The organism is Vibrio sp. NH-UV-68 (genome assembly GCF_042940635.1).
Lineage (GTDB): Bacteria > Pseudomonadota > Gammaproteobacteria > Enterobacterales > Vibrionaceae > Vibrio > Vibrio pacinii.
Window position 1 is genome coordinate 1,203,768 of record NZ_CP134975.1, and the last position, 14,409, is coordinate 1,218,176.

The following is a 14,409-nucleotide window of genomic DNA, read 5'->3' on the forward strand; positions in this document are numbered from 1 at the left end:
GATGAACACTAATCAACCCAATACTTCCCAATCTGTAGCTTGGTTAACCCTACCGACACGCCATAGCTGGTGGATCATGTCTATCTCTATTGCTTTATTGGTGCTAGCTGCATTTGGTGGGAAGAACTTATACTTCCGCGGCGACTATAATATTTTCTTCGATGGTGAAAATGCCCAACTGCAAGCTTACGACGAGATCCAAACGACGTTTGCCAAATCAGACAGTTTAGCGATTGTCATTGCACCGCAAAGTGGCAATGTGTTTGATGTAAGCAGCCTAACACTTATTCAGAATCTAACTCAAGATGCCTGGTTAGTTCCTTATTCGAGCCGAGTCGATTCGTTAGCAAACTACCAACACACTGAAGCCGAGCAAGATGACTTAATTGTGGAAGACCTGTTGCTTGACGAGTATCCACTGACAGAGCCACGTATTGAAAAGATCAAAAAAATCGCTCTAGCAGAGCCTGTGGTGCGCAATTCATTAGTTTCTGAGCGTGGCGATGTGGCGGTGATAAATATTACCGTGCAGACGCCCGAGGTTGATGAAACCGCCGAGGCGCTTGAGATTGTCGCGCACGTAGACCAGTTGATTGCAAAATATCAGGCTCAATACCCAAGCGTGACCTTCCATAAAGCGGGCATTATCGCGATGAACCATGCTTTTATGGTCTCCGCTCAGCAAGACAGCGAAATACTGATACCAACCATGCTTGTGGTGATTTTGTTATTCTTAACCGTCATGCTACGTTCAATCTTGAGTGTTATCGCCACGCTTTTCATCATTATCACCTCAGTAGCTGCAACCATGGGCTTATCTGGTTGGGCGGGTATGTTCCTCAGTACCGCAACGGTCAACATCCCTACGCTTGTCATGACACTCGCGGTTGCTGACTGTGTCCATGTGATCGCGATCATGCGCCAGAATATGGCCAAAGGTTATAGTAAGGAATACTCAATTAATCAGAGCGTTACCATTAATGTTATGCCAATTGTCATCACTTCTGTGACTACTGCGATTGGTTTTCTGATGATGAATATGTCTGACTCTCCTGTTTTAAGAGACTTTGGTAACCTAGCCGCACTGGGTGTGATGATTGCCTGTTTGCTCTCCTTTACGTTACTGCCCGCATTGTTAAACCTCCTGCCGATTAAAGTAACAGAAGAGTCGCAGAAGACGTCTAATTTTATCGATAAGCTTGGCGATTGGGTTGTGAGTAACCGCAAAGCACTGCTTCCGATCTCTGCAATAGTGATTGCGGTTTCCGCAAGCTTATTGCCACTTAATCAGGTCAATGACGAATCAGTTAAATATTTTGATACCAGTAATGAGTTTCGCCAGGCTGCGGACTTTATGGAGCAACGTATCAGCGGTATGACTACGATTAGCATTGCGATTAAATCGGGCCAGTCGCAAGGTATCGCTGACCCGATATATTTGCAAACCATTGGTGATTTCTCTGATTGGTTGCGAAGCCAACCTGAAACCGACCATGTCGCGACACTTTCCGATGTGTATAAGCGTTTAAATATGAATATGCACAGCGATGATAGTCGTTTCTATTCATTGCCTCTTGACCGAGAACTTGCGGCGCAATATTTGCTGTTGTATGAGATGTCTTTGCCTTATGGGCTTGATCTAAACAACCAAGTCAATATTGATAAATCATCGGTAAAACTGCTGTTAACAGTTGATAACCTTGGCAGTGCTGAATTAGTCGAGCTAGAAAATCGTCTCTATCAATGGTTCGAAAAGCACGCGCCTCAGTATCAAGTCATCGCATCGAGTCCCTCGTTAATGTTCGCTCATATTGGGGAAACCAACATGACCAGTATGTTGTCAACGTTACCGATCACGCTGGTTCTTATTTCTGCATTGATGATTTTGGCGCTTCGTTCATTGCGTCTAGGTCTGATCAGTGTGGTGCCTAATATGGCGCCAGCAATTATAGGTTTTGGCTTATGGGCGCTGCTGTCGGGGCAGATAAACCTCGGTCTATCCGTCGTGGTCACATTGACACTAGGTATTGTGGTTGATGACTCGGTGCACTTCCTTTCTAAATACCAACGCGCACGTAAGCAAGGGCAAACTGCTGAACAAGCGGTTCGCTACGCTTTCCACACGGTTGGGCGTGCATTATGGATCACCACCGTCGTTCTGGTTGCAGGCTTCAGCGTCTTGGCAATGTCGAGCTTCCGGCTCAATGCTGATATGGGCCAGCTGAGTGCACTGGTTATTTTTATTGCGCTTGTGGTTGATTTTGTTTTCCTACCAGCGCTGCTGATGCGCTTCGATACAGCCAGCTATGTTGAGCAACAACCAACCGAATCTTTGCCATTGTCTACGAAAGTCCAAACTCAAAATTAAAAGGAACACATCATGAAAGTTACGTTGAAATCACTATTTAATTTAGTTGCTCTGGCTTGCTTGCTTTCGTTTTCTACCCAAGGGGTGGCTAACGAAGAGCGTGGATTGGAGATTGCCAAGGAGCGTAAAGCGCGGGACAAGGGGTGGGGTGACTCGATCGCAACCATGGAAATGTTGCTAAAAAATGCGCAAGGAGAGAGCAGCACCAGAGAGATGCGCTTAAAGTCGCTTGAAGTTGCCAATGATGGTGATAAAGGTTTAACAATTTTTGACCAACCGAGGGATGTCAAAGGTACTGCGTTTCTTAACCATTCCCACAGCACATCACCTGATGACCAGTGGCTCTATCTACCGGCGTTAAAACGCGTTAAACGGATCTCTTCACGCAATAAATCAGGCCCTTTTATGGGCAGTGAGTTTGCTTACGAAGACCTGAGTTCGTTCGAGTTAGAAAAATACACCTTTAACTATCTCAGAGATGAAGCCTTAGATGGCACTGCGACGTTTGTGATTGAACAAACACCAACAGATAAAAACTCTGGTTACACCAAGCAGTTAGTCTGGCTTGACCAACAATTTTATCGACCACTTAAAATCGAGTTTTATGATCGTAAAAGTGCTTTGTTGAAGACGTTGGAATTTGATGACTACAAACAGTACCTCGACAAGTATTGGCGTGCTCATTCGATGGAAATAGTTAATCATCAAACGGGGAAAAGTACATTATTAACTACACGTTTGCTCGAGTTTCAAACTGGTCTTGAAGACCAAGACTTTGAGAAAAATATCTTAAAACGCGTCAAGTAGGGAGCTTTATGTCGACACTTATTAATTATGCTGGCCAGATTGTGGCCAGCTCATTGCTCACGATTATTGCAATACAGTGTCATGCGGTAGAAGTGTCTGGCCAAGTCAACCTTGAGCAGCGCCAGTTTTTCTCTCATGGAGCGCAAGGTCAGGACAAAGAGCAAACTTCAGTGGTGATTGAGCCACAGTTATATTGGACTTTGGGTGAGCGCTCGGATTTTACTCTGACACCTTTTTACCGTCTCGATAGTATCGATGAAGAGCGTAGCCATATTGATGTCAGAGAAGCGCTCTATTTAACTTATTGGGACGATTACGAGCTTAGAGCTGGGATAGGGAAAGTATTTTGGGGGGTGACAGAATCGCAACATTTGGTCGATGTCGTAAACCAAACGGATGCGATTGAGTCGGTGGATGGTGAAGATAAATTGGGCCAACCTATGCTTCATCTTACCTCGCTCACCGAATATGGCACACTAGACGCACTTGTATTGCCATGGTTTAGGGAGCGGACGTTCGCTGGTGTGGATGGCCGTTTAAGACCAACAATACCAGTTTCTCGCTCAGCACTGTACCAATCTTCAAGGCAAGAAAAGCATATCGATTTTGCACTGCGCTATTCGAAAATGATTGACGATTGGGATGTCGGACTAAGCTACTTCCAAGGGACAAATCGCGACCCTTACTATCGATTGGTTGGTGGCGAACTTAAGCCCTATTACGCGTTGGCAAAACAAGCCGGGTTAGATGTACAAGGTATAATGGGTGATTGGCTTTGGAAACTTGAAAGTATCTATCGTGATAGCGAAGACCACCATGTTGGCCTCGTGTCGGGTTTCGAGTACACATTAATTGGGGTTATGGGAAGCGTATGGGATCTTGGTCTTATTGGTGAGTACCTGTATGACAGCCGGGGTAACAATGCACAAACCATAGGCCAGAACGATGTGTTTGCTGGGCTGCGATTGGCGTTCAACAATGTAGATAGTAGTGAAGTCTTACTCGGGGTTACGCAAGATCTGGACAATCGTGATGTCTATAATGCCAAGATAGAAGCTTCAAGCCGTTTAAGCAATCACCTTTCGTGGAATGTTAACGCTTGGCTGTTTGAAAATGAATCACCCAACGATTTGCTCTATTTTGCCCGCAGAGATGACTTTATCGAATTGTCTCTAGAGTATTACTTTTAAGCGTTAGCCAGATCACGCTTATTCACTGTGATTTTTATTCCAAATCCATGGGGGCTGATCTAGCTCCCTATTATTTGCTTGATCACTTAGCAATCACTAATAATGCATGTAAAATCATTATTAAATTAATGGTAATTATACATTGCGACTATTTGACCTAGGTGGCAGTGAAATATGGACTGGGGTTAATGAATTCATTCGAGTGGGATAGTTGTTACGAGACGGGGTTAGATGATGTCGATGAGCAACACCAATATTTAGTAGAAGTGATCAATCGTTACGGTGGACTGATCGCGCAGAACAACATTTCTATGCATGATATCCGTATGGCGTTGTTTGAGATGTCCCGTTACGCCGAGTTCCACTTTAAGGAAGAAGAGAATTTAATGCGTGAAGTGGGTGTTTATCAAGGCCACATCGACGAACATATTCAAGTCCATCGTACTTTTATGGCTGATATTGTTAGCATGCAGGCGTTTATCAGCGAAGAAAATAAGAAATCGTCAGAACATTTATTAAATTTCCTGATTCATTGGTTGGCCTATCATATTCTCGGTATTGACCAGAATATGTCACGTCAAGTTAAGCAGATTAAGCAAGGTGTAGATGCGAAAGTTGCGTGGCAAAATGAACAGACCAAGCAAGACAAGTCGACAGAGCCTCTGCTTAAAGCGCTAAATGGTTTGTTTGAGCAAGTCTCGGAGCGCAATAAAGAGCTGTTAGAGCTTAACCAGAGCTTGGAAGACAAAGTGCTTGAGCGCACCAAGCAGTTATCAAAAGCCAATAAACAACTTGAAGAGCTATCACTGACGGACTCTCTCACTAAGTTGCCTAACAGACGTTGTGCGATTCGTAAACTTAAAGCTTATTGGACAGAGTCATTACACAGCAATGAACCACTTGTTTGTATCATGATCGATGCAGATTACTTTAAGCAGGTCAATGATAGCGCTGGTCACGATGCTGGTGACAAATTGCTCATCGATTTAGCTCAGACATTACAGCACTCGTTTCGCAGCGATGACTTAGTGTGCCGCTTAGGGGGTGATGAATTCTTTGTTATTTGCCCAAACACCGATTTACAAGGTGGGGCTCATATTGCGGAAATGACCCGAGATAAAGTCAATCAGATGTTAGTCCCCGTAGGAGACAGTGTGTGGCGCGGTAGCATCAGTGTGGGTGTAGCAGAGCGGTTGCCAGTGATGAAAAATTATAACGACCTTATCAAAGCGGCCGACAACGCCGTTTTTGAAGCTAAGGCTCAAGGTCGTAATAAAGTCGTATTAGCAGAGAACAACATCACCCTAGAGAATTTTTAGCATCCAAACATCGCAACGGCTGTGTTCAGTTCCATCGAGTGGTTTATCTAAGTGGTTAAAACCGAGCTTTTCGTATAACAGGATCGCTGATGCCATTGAGGTGAGTGTATCCAAATAGCATTGAACATAGCCCTGTTGCTTGGCGAAGTCTAAGCATTGCTCGGCGAGGGCTTTTCCCAACCCTAAACCACGACTTTGTGGTAGCAAGAACAGTTTTTTTAATTCACATGTTTGCTTGGATTGAGCAAATGGTGCAATGCCACATCCCCCGACGATGTTTCCGTTCAGTGTCGCGACTAAATAAAGACTTTTGTTATCTTGCGAGTAGTGTTGACTCATCGCGAGCACTTCAGGGTCGGAAGGGCCAAACCCTTCGCCTACTGCACCGAATTCTGCGCCAACGGCTTTAATAATTGCGCAGATCGCTTCGTCTTGCTGTGACTGGATCGGCTCTATGTTGACTGTCATTACTATTCCTTTTACAACGTATGAATACTGATTAACTTGGTGCAAAAAACATAATTATCAAGTGTTGAGGTGAAATTTTACCCAAAGGCGGTAAATAAGCTGATTTCAGTTTGGATTTGATCTTGTCATTCGTTACTATGTACAGCTATCTATAGACCAAAGATCCCCGTCGGGTAGTTGCTGTGAGCAACTTGCCCATAATGGACACTACCACTTATGCCTTGCATGTAGGTATAGGTAGATGAGGAAACGATGCAACATCTAGAAGAGATCATTGCTAACGCGAATGCTGCGATTCAAGCGGCCAGTTCGTTAGTCGCACTTGATGAAGTGCGTGTTCAGTATCTAGGTAAGAAAGGTGAGCTAACGACTCAACTTCAGAGCCTAGGTAAACTACCACCAGAAGAACGCCGTGAAGCTGGTCAAGAGATCAATAAAGCGAAAGGCGTGGTTCAGCAAGCTATTGCTGCGCGTAAAGATGCACTACAGCGTGCAGAGCTTGAAGCGAAGCTAGCCGCAGAAACTATCGACGTTACTCTACCAGGACGTCGTATCGAGAACGGTGGTCTGCACCCTGTTACTCGTACTGTTGAGCGAATTGAACAGTTCTTTGGTGAGTTAGGCTTTAACACTGAATCTGGTCCTGAGATTGAAGATGCATTTCACAATTTTGATGCACTAAATATCGCAGAAGATCACCCAGCACGTACTGATCACGACACCTTCTTCTTTAATCCAGATCTAATGCTACGTACACACACGTCTGGTGTTCAGATCCGTACGATGGAAAATGGCAAACCGCCATTTCGTTTTATCGCGCCGGGCCGTGTTTACCGTAACGACTACGACCAAACGCACACGCCAATGTTCCACCAAGTGGAAGGCATGCTGGTAGATGAGAACGTAAACTTTGCTCAGCTAAAAGGTATCCTGCACGACTTCCTATGTAACTTCTTTGAAGAAGAAGTTGAAGTTCGCTTCCGTCCTTCTTACTTCCCATTCACTGAGCCTTCAGCAGAAGTGGATGTAAAAGGTAAAAACGGCAAATGGCTTGAAGTTTTAGGTTGTGGCATGGTTCACCCGAACGTACTTCGCAGCGTAGGTATCGATCCTGAGAAATACTCTGGTTTTGCATTTGGTATGGGCGTTGAGCGCCTAACTATGCTTCGTTACGGCGTAAACGATCTTCGTGCGTTCTTCGAGAACGACCTTCGTTTCCTAAAACAGTTCAAGTAATCCAAGGGATACATCACTATGAAATTTAGCGAATCATGGCTTCGTGAGTGGGTAAACCCTGCGGTATCGACTGACGAGCTTACACACCAAATCACAATGGCGGGTCTAGAAGTAGACGACGTACTACCAGTTGCTGGCTCTTTCACTGGCGTTAAAGTTGGTAAAGTGGTTGAGTGTGGTCAACATCCAGATGCTGATAAACTGCGTGTAACAAAAGTAGATATCGGCGGCGAAGAACTTCTCGACATCGTTTGTGGCGCTTCTAACTGTCGTCTTGGCATTAAGGTTGCCGTTGCAACAGTGGGCGCGGTTCTTCCAGGTGACTTCAAAATTAAGAAAGCCAAACTACGTGGTCAACCATCTCACGGCATGCTGTGTTCATTCTCTGAGCTAGGTATCGACGTTGAATCTGATGGCATCATGGAGCTAGCACAAGACGCAGCAATCGGTACTGATTTCCGCGAATTCCTAGGTCTTGACGATGTCACCGTGGACGTAGACTTAACAGCGAACCGCGCGGACTGTTTTAGTATCCGTGGTATGGCGCGTGAAGTTGGCGTTCTAAACCGTGCTGACGTAACTGAGCCTGCGGTAAACGCAGTAGCACCAGCTATCGACGACACTGTTTCTATCGAAGTGAAAGCGCCAGCTGCATGTCCACGTTACCTTGGCCGTGTGGTTAAGAACGTAAACGTTCAAGCTGAAACACCACTATGTATGCAAGAAAAACTGCGCCGCTGTGGTATTCGCTCTATCGACCCAGTGGTTGATATCACTAACTTTGTTCTTCTAGAGCAAGGCCAGCCAATGCACGCATTTGATCTTGCTAAGATTGAAGGCGGCATCGTGGTTCGTATGGCAGAGCAGGGCGAGAAGATCACTCTTCTAGACGGCAACGAAGCTGAGCTAAACGCAGATACTCTAGTTGTCGCTGACCACAACAAAGCACTGGCTATCGCCGGTATCTTTGGTGGTGAAGAGTCTGGTGTAACCTCTGAGACGAAAGACGTACTACTTGAGTGTGCATTCTTCGCCCCAGATCACATCCGTGGCCGCGCCCGTAGCTACGGTCTACACACGGATTCTTCAATGCGTTTTGAGCGTGGTGTCGATTTCGCCCTACAAACAAGTGCAATGGAGCGTGCAACAGAGCTTCTTGTGGAGATCTGTGGCGGTGAAGTAGCACCTGTTGTTGCAGTAGAGTCTGAAGCTGACCTACCAAAAGCAAACACAGTATCGCTTCGTCGCACTAAGCTAGACAGCCTACTAGGTCACCACATTGCTGATAGCGATGTTGTTGAAATCCTAGAGCGTCTTGGCCTAACGGTTGAAACAACCGAGGCAGGTTGGACAGCGACTGCGCCAACATGGCGTTTTGATATCGCAATCGAGCAAGACCTCATTGAAGAAGTCGGTCGCATCTACGGTTACGATAACATTCCTAACCAAAGTCCAGCAGCTGCACTTAAGATGCATGACCACGTTGAAGCGAACATTCCGCTAAAACGCGTTCGCAACCTACTGGTTGACCGTGGTTATCAAGAAGCGATCACTTATAGCTTCGTTGAACCAGAGCAGCAAAAACTGGTTGTTCCAGGTGTTGAGCCACTAATCCTGCCATTCCCAATCTCTGCGGATATGTCAGCAATGCGCCTAGGCCTAATCCAAGGTCTATTAAACACTGTGGTTCACAACCAGAAACGTCAGCAGCCACGTGTTCGTCTATTCGAATACGGTCTACGTTTCATCCCTTGTGAGTCGGCTGAAAACGGTATGCGCCAAGAGCCTATGCTTGCGGGTGTTATCGCTGGTACTCGCAGCGAAGAGCACTGGGACATCGAAACCAACACAGTTGATTTCTTTGACCTTAAAGGCGATCTAGAAGCGGTTCTTGAGCTAACAGCAAACGAAGCAGCTTACTCTTTCGCAGCGCTTTCTGCTGAAGACAAAGCGGCGAACCCAGCGCTTCATCCTGGTCAATCTGCAGCAATCATTGTTGATGGCAAGCAGGTAGGTGTGATTGGTACGGTTCACCCTGAGCTTGAGCGTAAGTTTGGTCTCAATGGCCGTACTATCGTGTTCGAAGTGGAATGGTCAGCAATCAACACTAAAGTGATTCCAGAAGCGGTACAGCTGTCTAAGTTCCCATCAAACCGTCGTGACATCGCAGTGGTTGTTGATGAAGCAGTTGCTTGTGGCGACATCGTTGCAGCGTGTCTTGAGCAAGGTGGCGAATTCCTAAAAGGCGCGAAACTGTTCGACGTTTACGTTGGTAAAGGCGTTGAAGACGGTAAGAAGAGCTTAGCGATCGCACTGACGTTACAGTCAGTTGAGCGTACGCTAGAAGATGCAGACATCGCTGGTGCGGTCGATGCTATTGTTGCTCACGTGTCTGAAAAATTTGGCGCTGCATTGCGCGACTAAGGTCACGCGATAAACGCACTGCTTTAGCCTAAAAAACCTGCCAAATCGGCAGGTTTTTTTTATTGCAACATACTGTCTTTAGTCGTTGTTTGGCCTAGGCATTAAGACGTAAATCAAAGTCAATATGATGAAGATAGCAAAAGTATAGGCCTTCATTTGACCGTTCCACGAATTGGCCCACATAGAAAACCATTCTGCCCCGATCACGCCGAAACCGAAGTACCAAACACCCAGTGCGACAGTCGCTCCCAACACATAAAAAGCCTGACCTTTGGAAAATCCTACGCTTTCACGTTTGAAAAACATGATAACGGCACCGATTACACACAAAGCACCGGCTAAAAACTCAAGGGCGATAATCAAATGGTAAAACATAGAGTGAAGCGTTGGAGAGGTGATCGCACGTCCATACAAATTGTCACCGGTGAAGAATGATTTCATTTGATCCATCGCTAGAACATGTTCTACAAATTGGAAGTTGGTATTGTAGTCAATCATATTGTTATAGCTAACCAGTACGCAGAATAAACCCACATACATCGCGATGACGGCTTTTGAAATATCAAGAACCAAGTTTAACCTCATAGTACAACCTTATTTACAGTTATTGTTTGTTTTGAAAGCGTAATTTTGTTCATGCCGATATGATCATTTCTGTTGTATTGAGCAATTGAATGATCAAATCCATAAGAGGTCGCTGGTGCCATATATTGCGTTACCCCCTCTTTGGTACAGGTAATGTAGTCATGACCGTGACCACAAATCACGTCTGTGACACCTGAACGTTTAAGAATATTGAATATTTTGTGGTCGTTCTCCAAACAGATGGCTTGCATCCATTCGGAGCCAACACGGATGACCGGATGATGAACAACAACAATAGGTTGCGTCATTTTACGGACTTGTTTTTTTAGATGGGCGATACCGCGGTTGTCGACCCTGCCTGAGCCAAGCGGGTGTCTTGAGTCGATGTTTTTATGACTTGAATCGAGGAAAATAAAGTTGCGCCCAGCAATTCGGCATTTATCGACGACTCGAATCAACGAACCTTTGAGCTCTGTTTTCATTAAAGCAAGGTCATCGTGGTTACCAGCGATTGCGAACACCTTTTTATTCTCGATTTGGCGGGCAATAAAAATCAGCAGCTTGTTGTAATCACCTGGCTTCGGATTACAACAGATATCGCCAGTCAACAATATCGTGTCACAAGTCTCATCCGCATTTGCGTGAATTAGTGCCTTGTTAAGGTTATAAAAACTAGACTCATCACTTAAATGACAATCGCTAATTTGAAACACAGTACTCATTTCGGTTCCTGATCAGGTTAATGACTAAGATGGTTGGCCCAAGCAGTATAAGCTGTGCAACCAATTTTTTAATGCTGGCCCAAAACATAATATCGAAGAGTAGATTGCTATCTTTAACCCCCCAGAAAGCCAACAAGAGAAACAGATTCACATCGGCCAGCGCGACAAAAAACGTAGCCAGAGTGATTTTGGTGGCAACACTGTCAATTTTGAGAGAGTTAAATAGCACGCCAAACGAGAGCATAGAGACGAAGTAGGCGCAAAGTGATGCCAAGTAAACTCGGTAGTTACTAAGGTTGTAGACGAGATCAAAGCTCTGGCTGTAATTCGATTCCGCGTTGACACCCGGTAAGGTTGCCGCAATGTACATAAGGCTGATGAACGACAGATAAGCGAAATAGGCAAAAGTAATGCACTTGAAATAGACGTCAGGTGGACGCGTCGCCATAATCACAGAAGAGAACAGATAAACGAAAGGATAAGTAAAAAAACCAGCCGTAAGATGGATACCAAAGAACTCGACCGCTTTGGCAGAGGCCATATTCGACGCGGTTAGGAAGCAGAACAGCCCAAGAGTTGCAAGCATGGTCGATTTTTCTAGTACGTTCATTACTTATTGCTCCATTTGGCGATAAATAGCGACAAAATTTTCGTTACTGATTTTTAGCTTCTGCCTGATGGCAGGACGAAGTAGGCTTTTCATCGTTACCGTGACAGGAATATCTGAAATTTCCATTTCTATGGTCTTTTCCTTAATATTTATTGTATGAATACGTTTGTCTGAGATGAAATACTTGCCACGATGAAGCTTGATGTCGTGTTTATCGATGTGGGCGTGTCTAAACATCTCTTTGTCAATAAAGCCAACTAATCCATCGATAGAATATAGTTGTGATTCTTTCTTTCTGATTTTAAATAATTTAAATTTTGACATTCTTAAGTTGCATTATTGGTTTGTCATTTTCGTGAATAATCCGATTTGAAGATACTAATATGACTTTATTGTCTTCTTTAATCGCTTTTCTTAATACAATACCATCTGATTCTGTGGTGCAAATATAGTGATTTTTGTTTTTCAAAGGTGAGACAAATTTTTCAAAAATCAGCTGGCTGCATTTGGGTAAACTATCAATTAAGTTATTGTTTGTAATGAATATATCAATATCATGATGTTGAGAAAGTGCGATGATTTCTGCGTTCAGGGTGTCAAAACGATGCGGGACTTCTGTTGCATCGGAGAGATCAGAAAAGGTGATGTTGTAGTAATCACAAATCTTTCCAACGGTTTCAATGGTGGGGTTATTGTTCTTGCCAGAATACAAACTGTAAAGGGTGCTATACTTTATGCCCATTTCCTGAGAAAGGAGTTTGATACCACCTGTGTCATGCTTACTTTCAGTTATAAGTTTTATTATCTTATCTATCATCTAATAGCCAATTAAACGTGACATGATTCATGGTTGTGTTTCATTAAAATAAATTTCTTTGATTTATTTTAATGTGATGTGTAAGTTTCTTTTGTATCCCGAGAATCTAAATGTTTTTGAACTAATAATCCATAGTTTTTAGTTAATTGATCGTATTAGATTTATTTTCTTAAGTCGGGGTTTAATTATATTCTTGTCAATTTATTGGTTTTAGTTGTACCAGTGACCCGCTCTTTAGCGGGTTTTTTTATTTATGTTCTTGTTAATTTGTTCTTTTTAATTGGTATCTGGCTCGATTTTGAGACTTTTACCTGAATCCGCGATGAACCAAAAAAAGCCCCACCAAAAGGTGGGGCAGGAGTCAAAACGATGTTTCGACGAGGGGGAAGTTTTTCTGTGCCGTTATGCAGTCGCCGCTTTACTCGCTTTCACTCGTTCACGAGCACCGAATACTAAGGTTAGGCCAAACGCGACAGCGAATGAAATCGCCATGCCAGCGACATAATAGGCAATTTTGTCTGGAGTTATGGAAATTACACCAGGTAGACCTGCTGCGCCGAGCGCTTGGGCTTTAACATTAAATAGGGTGATAAATGCACTCGCTGAAGCCGCGCCAATGATAGCGGCAATAAATGGATAACGAAGTTTTAAGTTAACCCCGAACATTGCAGGCTCAGTGATACCAAGTAGGGCAGTGACTCCGGAAGGCATTGCAATTCCTTTTAGTTTGGTGTCTTTGGTGGTGAAAGCAACCGCGAGAGCAGCAGCACCTTGAGCAACGTTCGACATAGCTGCAATCGGGAAGATAAACGTACCGCCCGTGACAGCGATATCAGCCAATAGCTGTGTTTCGATAGCAATAAAACTATGGTGCATACCAGTGATCACGAAAGGTGCGTAGATAAAGCCAAACAGCGCACCACCGACAAAGCCTGCTGAGTCATACAACCAACTCAAGCCGTCGCCAAGTAGGAAACCGATATCACGAGTAATAGGGCCTACTAGCGTAAAAGTGAGAAAACCGGCGATAAAAATTGCCAGCATTGGAGTAAGCAGGTTATCGAGCACTGAAGGGATAAACGTACGCAGACCATTTTCGACTTTCGCTAAGATGAAAGCAGAAACGAGTACTGGTAGAACCGAACCTTGATAACCGACTTTCTGGATCTCAAAACCGAAAATGTTCCAGGTTGGAATGGTGCCTGCAACGCTTGCGCCACCAAATCCCCAGCCATTAAGTAAGTCTGGGTGAACCATTAACATACCCAGTGCAGCCCCTAGGAATGGATTACCGCCAAATTTTTTACTGGCTGAGAACGCCAGTAGCACAGGCAAGTAGACAAAAGGTGCGTTTGCAAAAGTGTTAATCATACTTGCGAGGTCGGCTAGGCCAGGATTTGCCTCGATTAGCGATTGACCGTCAATAAATAAGCCTTGCGCGGTTAATAGGTTAAAGATACCCATTAACAGACCACCAGCAACGATCGCAGGAATGATAGGTACGAAAATATCAGACAGACCTTTCACCGCGCGTTGGACTATGTTTTGTTTTTGTGCTCCAGCGCTTGCGACATCGTTAGTCGACATGTCACTCATGCCAGTCAGCTTTGCCATTTCGGCGTGAACTTGATTGACGATGCCAGAACCAAAAATAATCTGATATTGACCTGCCACTTTAAATTGGCCTTTAACACCGTCTAGATCGCTGATCGCATCTTCATCGACAATACTGTCATCTTTAAGCGCAAGACGTAAACGTGTCGCACAGTGGGCAAGCGCTTGAAGGTTATCTTTACCTCCAAGCAGCGCTAGCAGCTCTTTTGCAATTATTGGATAGTTCATTCCAAACCCCAGTTGTTAGGT

13 protein-coding genes are annotated in these 14,409 nt (G+C 44.5%); 6 read left to right on the forward strand and 7 right to left on the reverse strand.

Annotated elements, in window-relative coordinates:
• The first annotated feature begins 1 nt into the window (after window position 1).
• The 4 genes from ViNHUV68_RS05660 (at window position 2) to ViNHUV68_RS05675 (ending at window position 5,684) form a co-directional block, all read left to right on the forward strand.
• Entirely contained in the window at window positions 2–2,368 is a 2,367-nt protein-coding gene (locus tag ViNHUV68_RS05660; RefSeq protein WP_391089793.1) for an MMPL family transporter, read from the forward strand.
• 12 nt (window positions 2,369–2,380) lie between these two features.
• Window positions 2,381–3,175, forward strand: coding sequence for an outer membrane lipoprotein-sorting protein (locus ViNHUV68_RS05665; RefSeq protein ID WP_391089795.1), 795 nt, complete (start codon window positions 2,381–2,383; stop codon window positions 3,173–3,175).
• A gap of 8 nt (window positions 3,176–3,183) precedes the next feature.
• Window positions 3,184–4,365: a hypothetical protein gene (locus ViNHUV68_RS05670; protein ID WP_391089797.1), complete on the forward strand. Its 1,182-nt coding sequence runs from the start codon at window positions 3,184–3,186 to the stop codon at window positions 4,363–4,365.
• Window positions 4,366–4,553: 188 nt separating this feature from the next.
• On the forward strand, window positions 4,554–5,684 hold the full coding sequence (locus tag ViNHUV68_RS05675) for a GGDEF domain-containing protein (protein ID WP_038174430.1): 1,131 nt from the start codon (window positions 4,554–4,556) through the stop codon (window positions 5,682–5,684).
• Here the strand turns inward: ViNHUV68_RS05675 and ViNHUV68_RS05680 are convergent.
• Entirely contained in the window at window positions 5,670–6,152 is a 483-nt protein-coding gene (locus ViNHUV68_RS05680) for a GNAT family N-acetyltransferase (RefSeq protein ID WP_038174429.1), read from the reverse strand. The two genes, ViNHUV68_RS05675 and ViNHUV68_RS05680, sit on opposite strands and share 15 nt — an antisense overlap.
• 252 nt (window positions 6,153–6,404) lie before the next feature.
• On the opposite strand from ViNHUV68_RS05680, the gene pheS reads away from it, so the two are divergent.
• Window positions 6,405–7,388 carry a phenylalanine--tRNA ligase subunit alpha gene (pheS, locus tag ViNHUV68_RS05685; protein ID WP_038174427.1) on the forward strand — a complete coding sequence of 328 codons (984 nt, stop codon included), beginning with the start codon at window positions 6,405–6,407 and terminating at the stop codon, window positions 7,386–7,388.
• Window positions 7,389–7,406: 18 nt separating this feature from the next.
• Window positions 7,407–9,812 carry a phenylalanine--tRNA ligase subunit beta gene (gene pheT, locus ViNHUV68_RS05690; protein WP_391089800.1) on the forward strand — a complete coding sequence of 802 codons (2,406 nt, stop codon included), beginning with the start codon at window positions 7,407–7,409 and terminating at the stop codon, window positions 9,810–9,812.
• 78 nt (window positions 9,813–9,890) lie between these two features.
• Here the strand turns inward: pheT and ViNHUV68_RS05695 are convergent, their stop codons facing one another.
• The 6 genes from ViNHUV68_RS05695 to ViNHUV68_RS05720 form a co-directional block, all read right to left on the reverse strand.
• Window positions 9,891–10,397, reverse strand: a complete 507-nt coding sequence (locus ViNHUV68_RS05695; RefSeq protein WP_038174425.1) for a DUF2165 family protein — start codon at window positions 10,395–10,397, stop codon at window positions 9,891–9,893.
• Window positions 10,394–11,119: a metallophosphoesterase gene (locus ViNHUV68_RS05700; protein WP_038174424.1), complete on the reverse strand. Its 726-nt coding sequence runs from the start codon at window positions 11,117–11,119 to the stop codon at window positions 10,394–10,396. The genes ViNHUV68_RS05695 and ViNHUV68_RS05700 overlap by 4 nt, the downstream gene beginning before the upstream one ends.
• Window positions 11,097–11,729 carry a queuosine precursor transporter gene (locus ViNHUV68_RS05705; protein ID WP_391089803.1) on the reverse strand — a complete coding sequence of 211 codons (633 nt, stop codon included), beginning with the start codon at window positions 11,727–11,729 and terminating at the stop codon, window positions 11,097–11,099. Before ViNHUV68_RS05705 ends, ViNHUV68_RS05700 begins: the two co-directional genes overlap by 23 nt.
• A gap of 3 nt (window positions 11,730–11,732) precedes the next feature.
• Entirely contained in the window at window positions 11,733–12,053 is a 321-nt protein-coding gene (locus tag ViNHUV68_RS05710) for a hypothetical protein (protein ID WP_038174422.1), read from the reverse strand.
• Window positions 12,040–12,546: a helix-turn-helix domain-containing protein gene (locus ViNHUV68_RS05715; protein WP_391089805.1), complete on the reverse strand. Its 507-nt coding sequence runs from the start codon at window positions 12,544–12,546 to the stop codon at window positions 12,040–12,042. The genes ViNHUV68_RS05710 and ViNHUV68_RS05715 overlap by 14 nt, the downstream gene beginning before the upstream one ends.
• Window positions 12,547–12,948: 402 nt before the next feature.
• Window positions 12,949–14,388 carry a sucrose-specific PTS transporter subunit IIBC gene (locus ViNHUV68_RS05720; protein ID WP_038174420.1) on the reverse strand — a complete coding sequence of 480 codons (1,440 nt, stop codon included), beginning with the start codon at window positions 14,386–14,388 and terminating at the stop codon, window positions 12,949–12,951.
• Between the last annotated feature and the right edge of the window lie 21 nt (window positions 14,389–14,409).

Coding starts and splice junctions, on each gene's coding strand:
- ViNHUV68_RS05660 (WP_391089793.1), top strand. CDS start 2: ATGAACACTAATCAACCCAATACTTCCCAATCTGTAGCTTGGTTAACC.
- ViNHUV68_RS05665 (WP_391089795.1), top strand. CDS start 2,381: ATGAAAGTTACGTTGAAATCACTATTTAATTTAGTTGCTCTGGCTTGC.
- ViNHUV68_RS05670 (WP_391089797.1), top strand. CDS start 3,184: ATGTCGACACTTATTAATTATGCTGGCCAGATTGTGGCCAGCTCATTG.
- ViNHUV68_RS05675 (WP_038174430.1), top strand. CDS start 4,554: ATGAATTCATTCGAGTGGGATAGTTGTTACGAGACGGGGTTAGATGAT.
- ViNHUV68_RS05680 (WP_038174429.1), bottom strand. CDS start 6,152: ATGACAGTCAACATAGAGCCGATCCAGTCACAGCAAGACGAAGCGATC.
- pheS (WP_038174427.1), top strand. CDS start 6,405: ATGCAACATCTAGAAGAGATCATTGCTAACGCGAATGCTGCGATTCAA.
- pheT (WP_391089800.1), top strand. CDS start 7,407: ATGAAATTTAGCGAATCATGGCTTCGTGAGTGGGTAAACCCTGCGGTA.
- ViNHUV68_RS05695 (WP_038174425.1), bottom strand. CDS start 10,397: ATGAGGTTAAACTTGGTTCTTGATATTTCAAAAGCCGTCATCGCGATG.
- ViNHUV68_RS05700 (WP_038174424.1), bottom strand. CDS start 11,119: ATGAGTACTGTGTTTCAAATTAGCGATTGTCATTTAAGTGATGAGTCT.
- ViNHUV68_RS05705 (WP_391089803.1), bottom strand. CDS start 11,729: ATGAACGTACTAGAAAAATCGACCATGCTTGCAACTCTTGGGCTGTTC.
- ViNHUV68_RS05710 (WP_038174422.1), bottom strand. CDS start 12,053: ATGTCAAAATTTAAATTATTTAAAATCAGAAAGAAAGAATCACAACTA.
- ViNHUV68_RS05715 (WP_391089805.1), bottom strand. CDS start 12,546: ATGATAGATAAGATAATAAAACTTATAACTGAAAGTAAGCATGACACA.
- ViNHUV68_RS05720 (WP_038174420.1), bottom strand. CDS start 14,388: ATGAACTATCCAATAATTGCAAAAGAGCTGCTAGCGCTGCTTGGAGGT.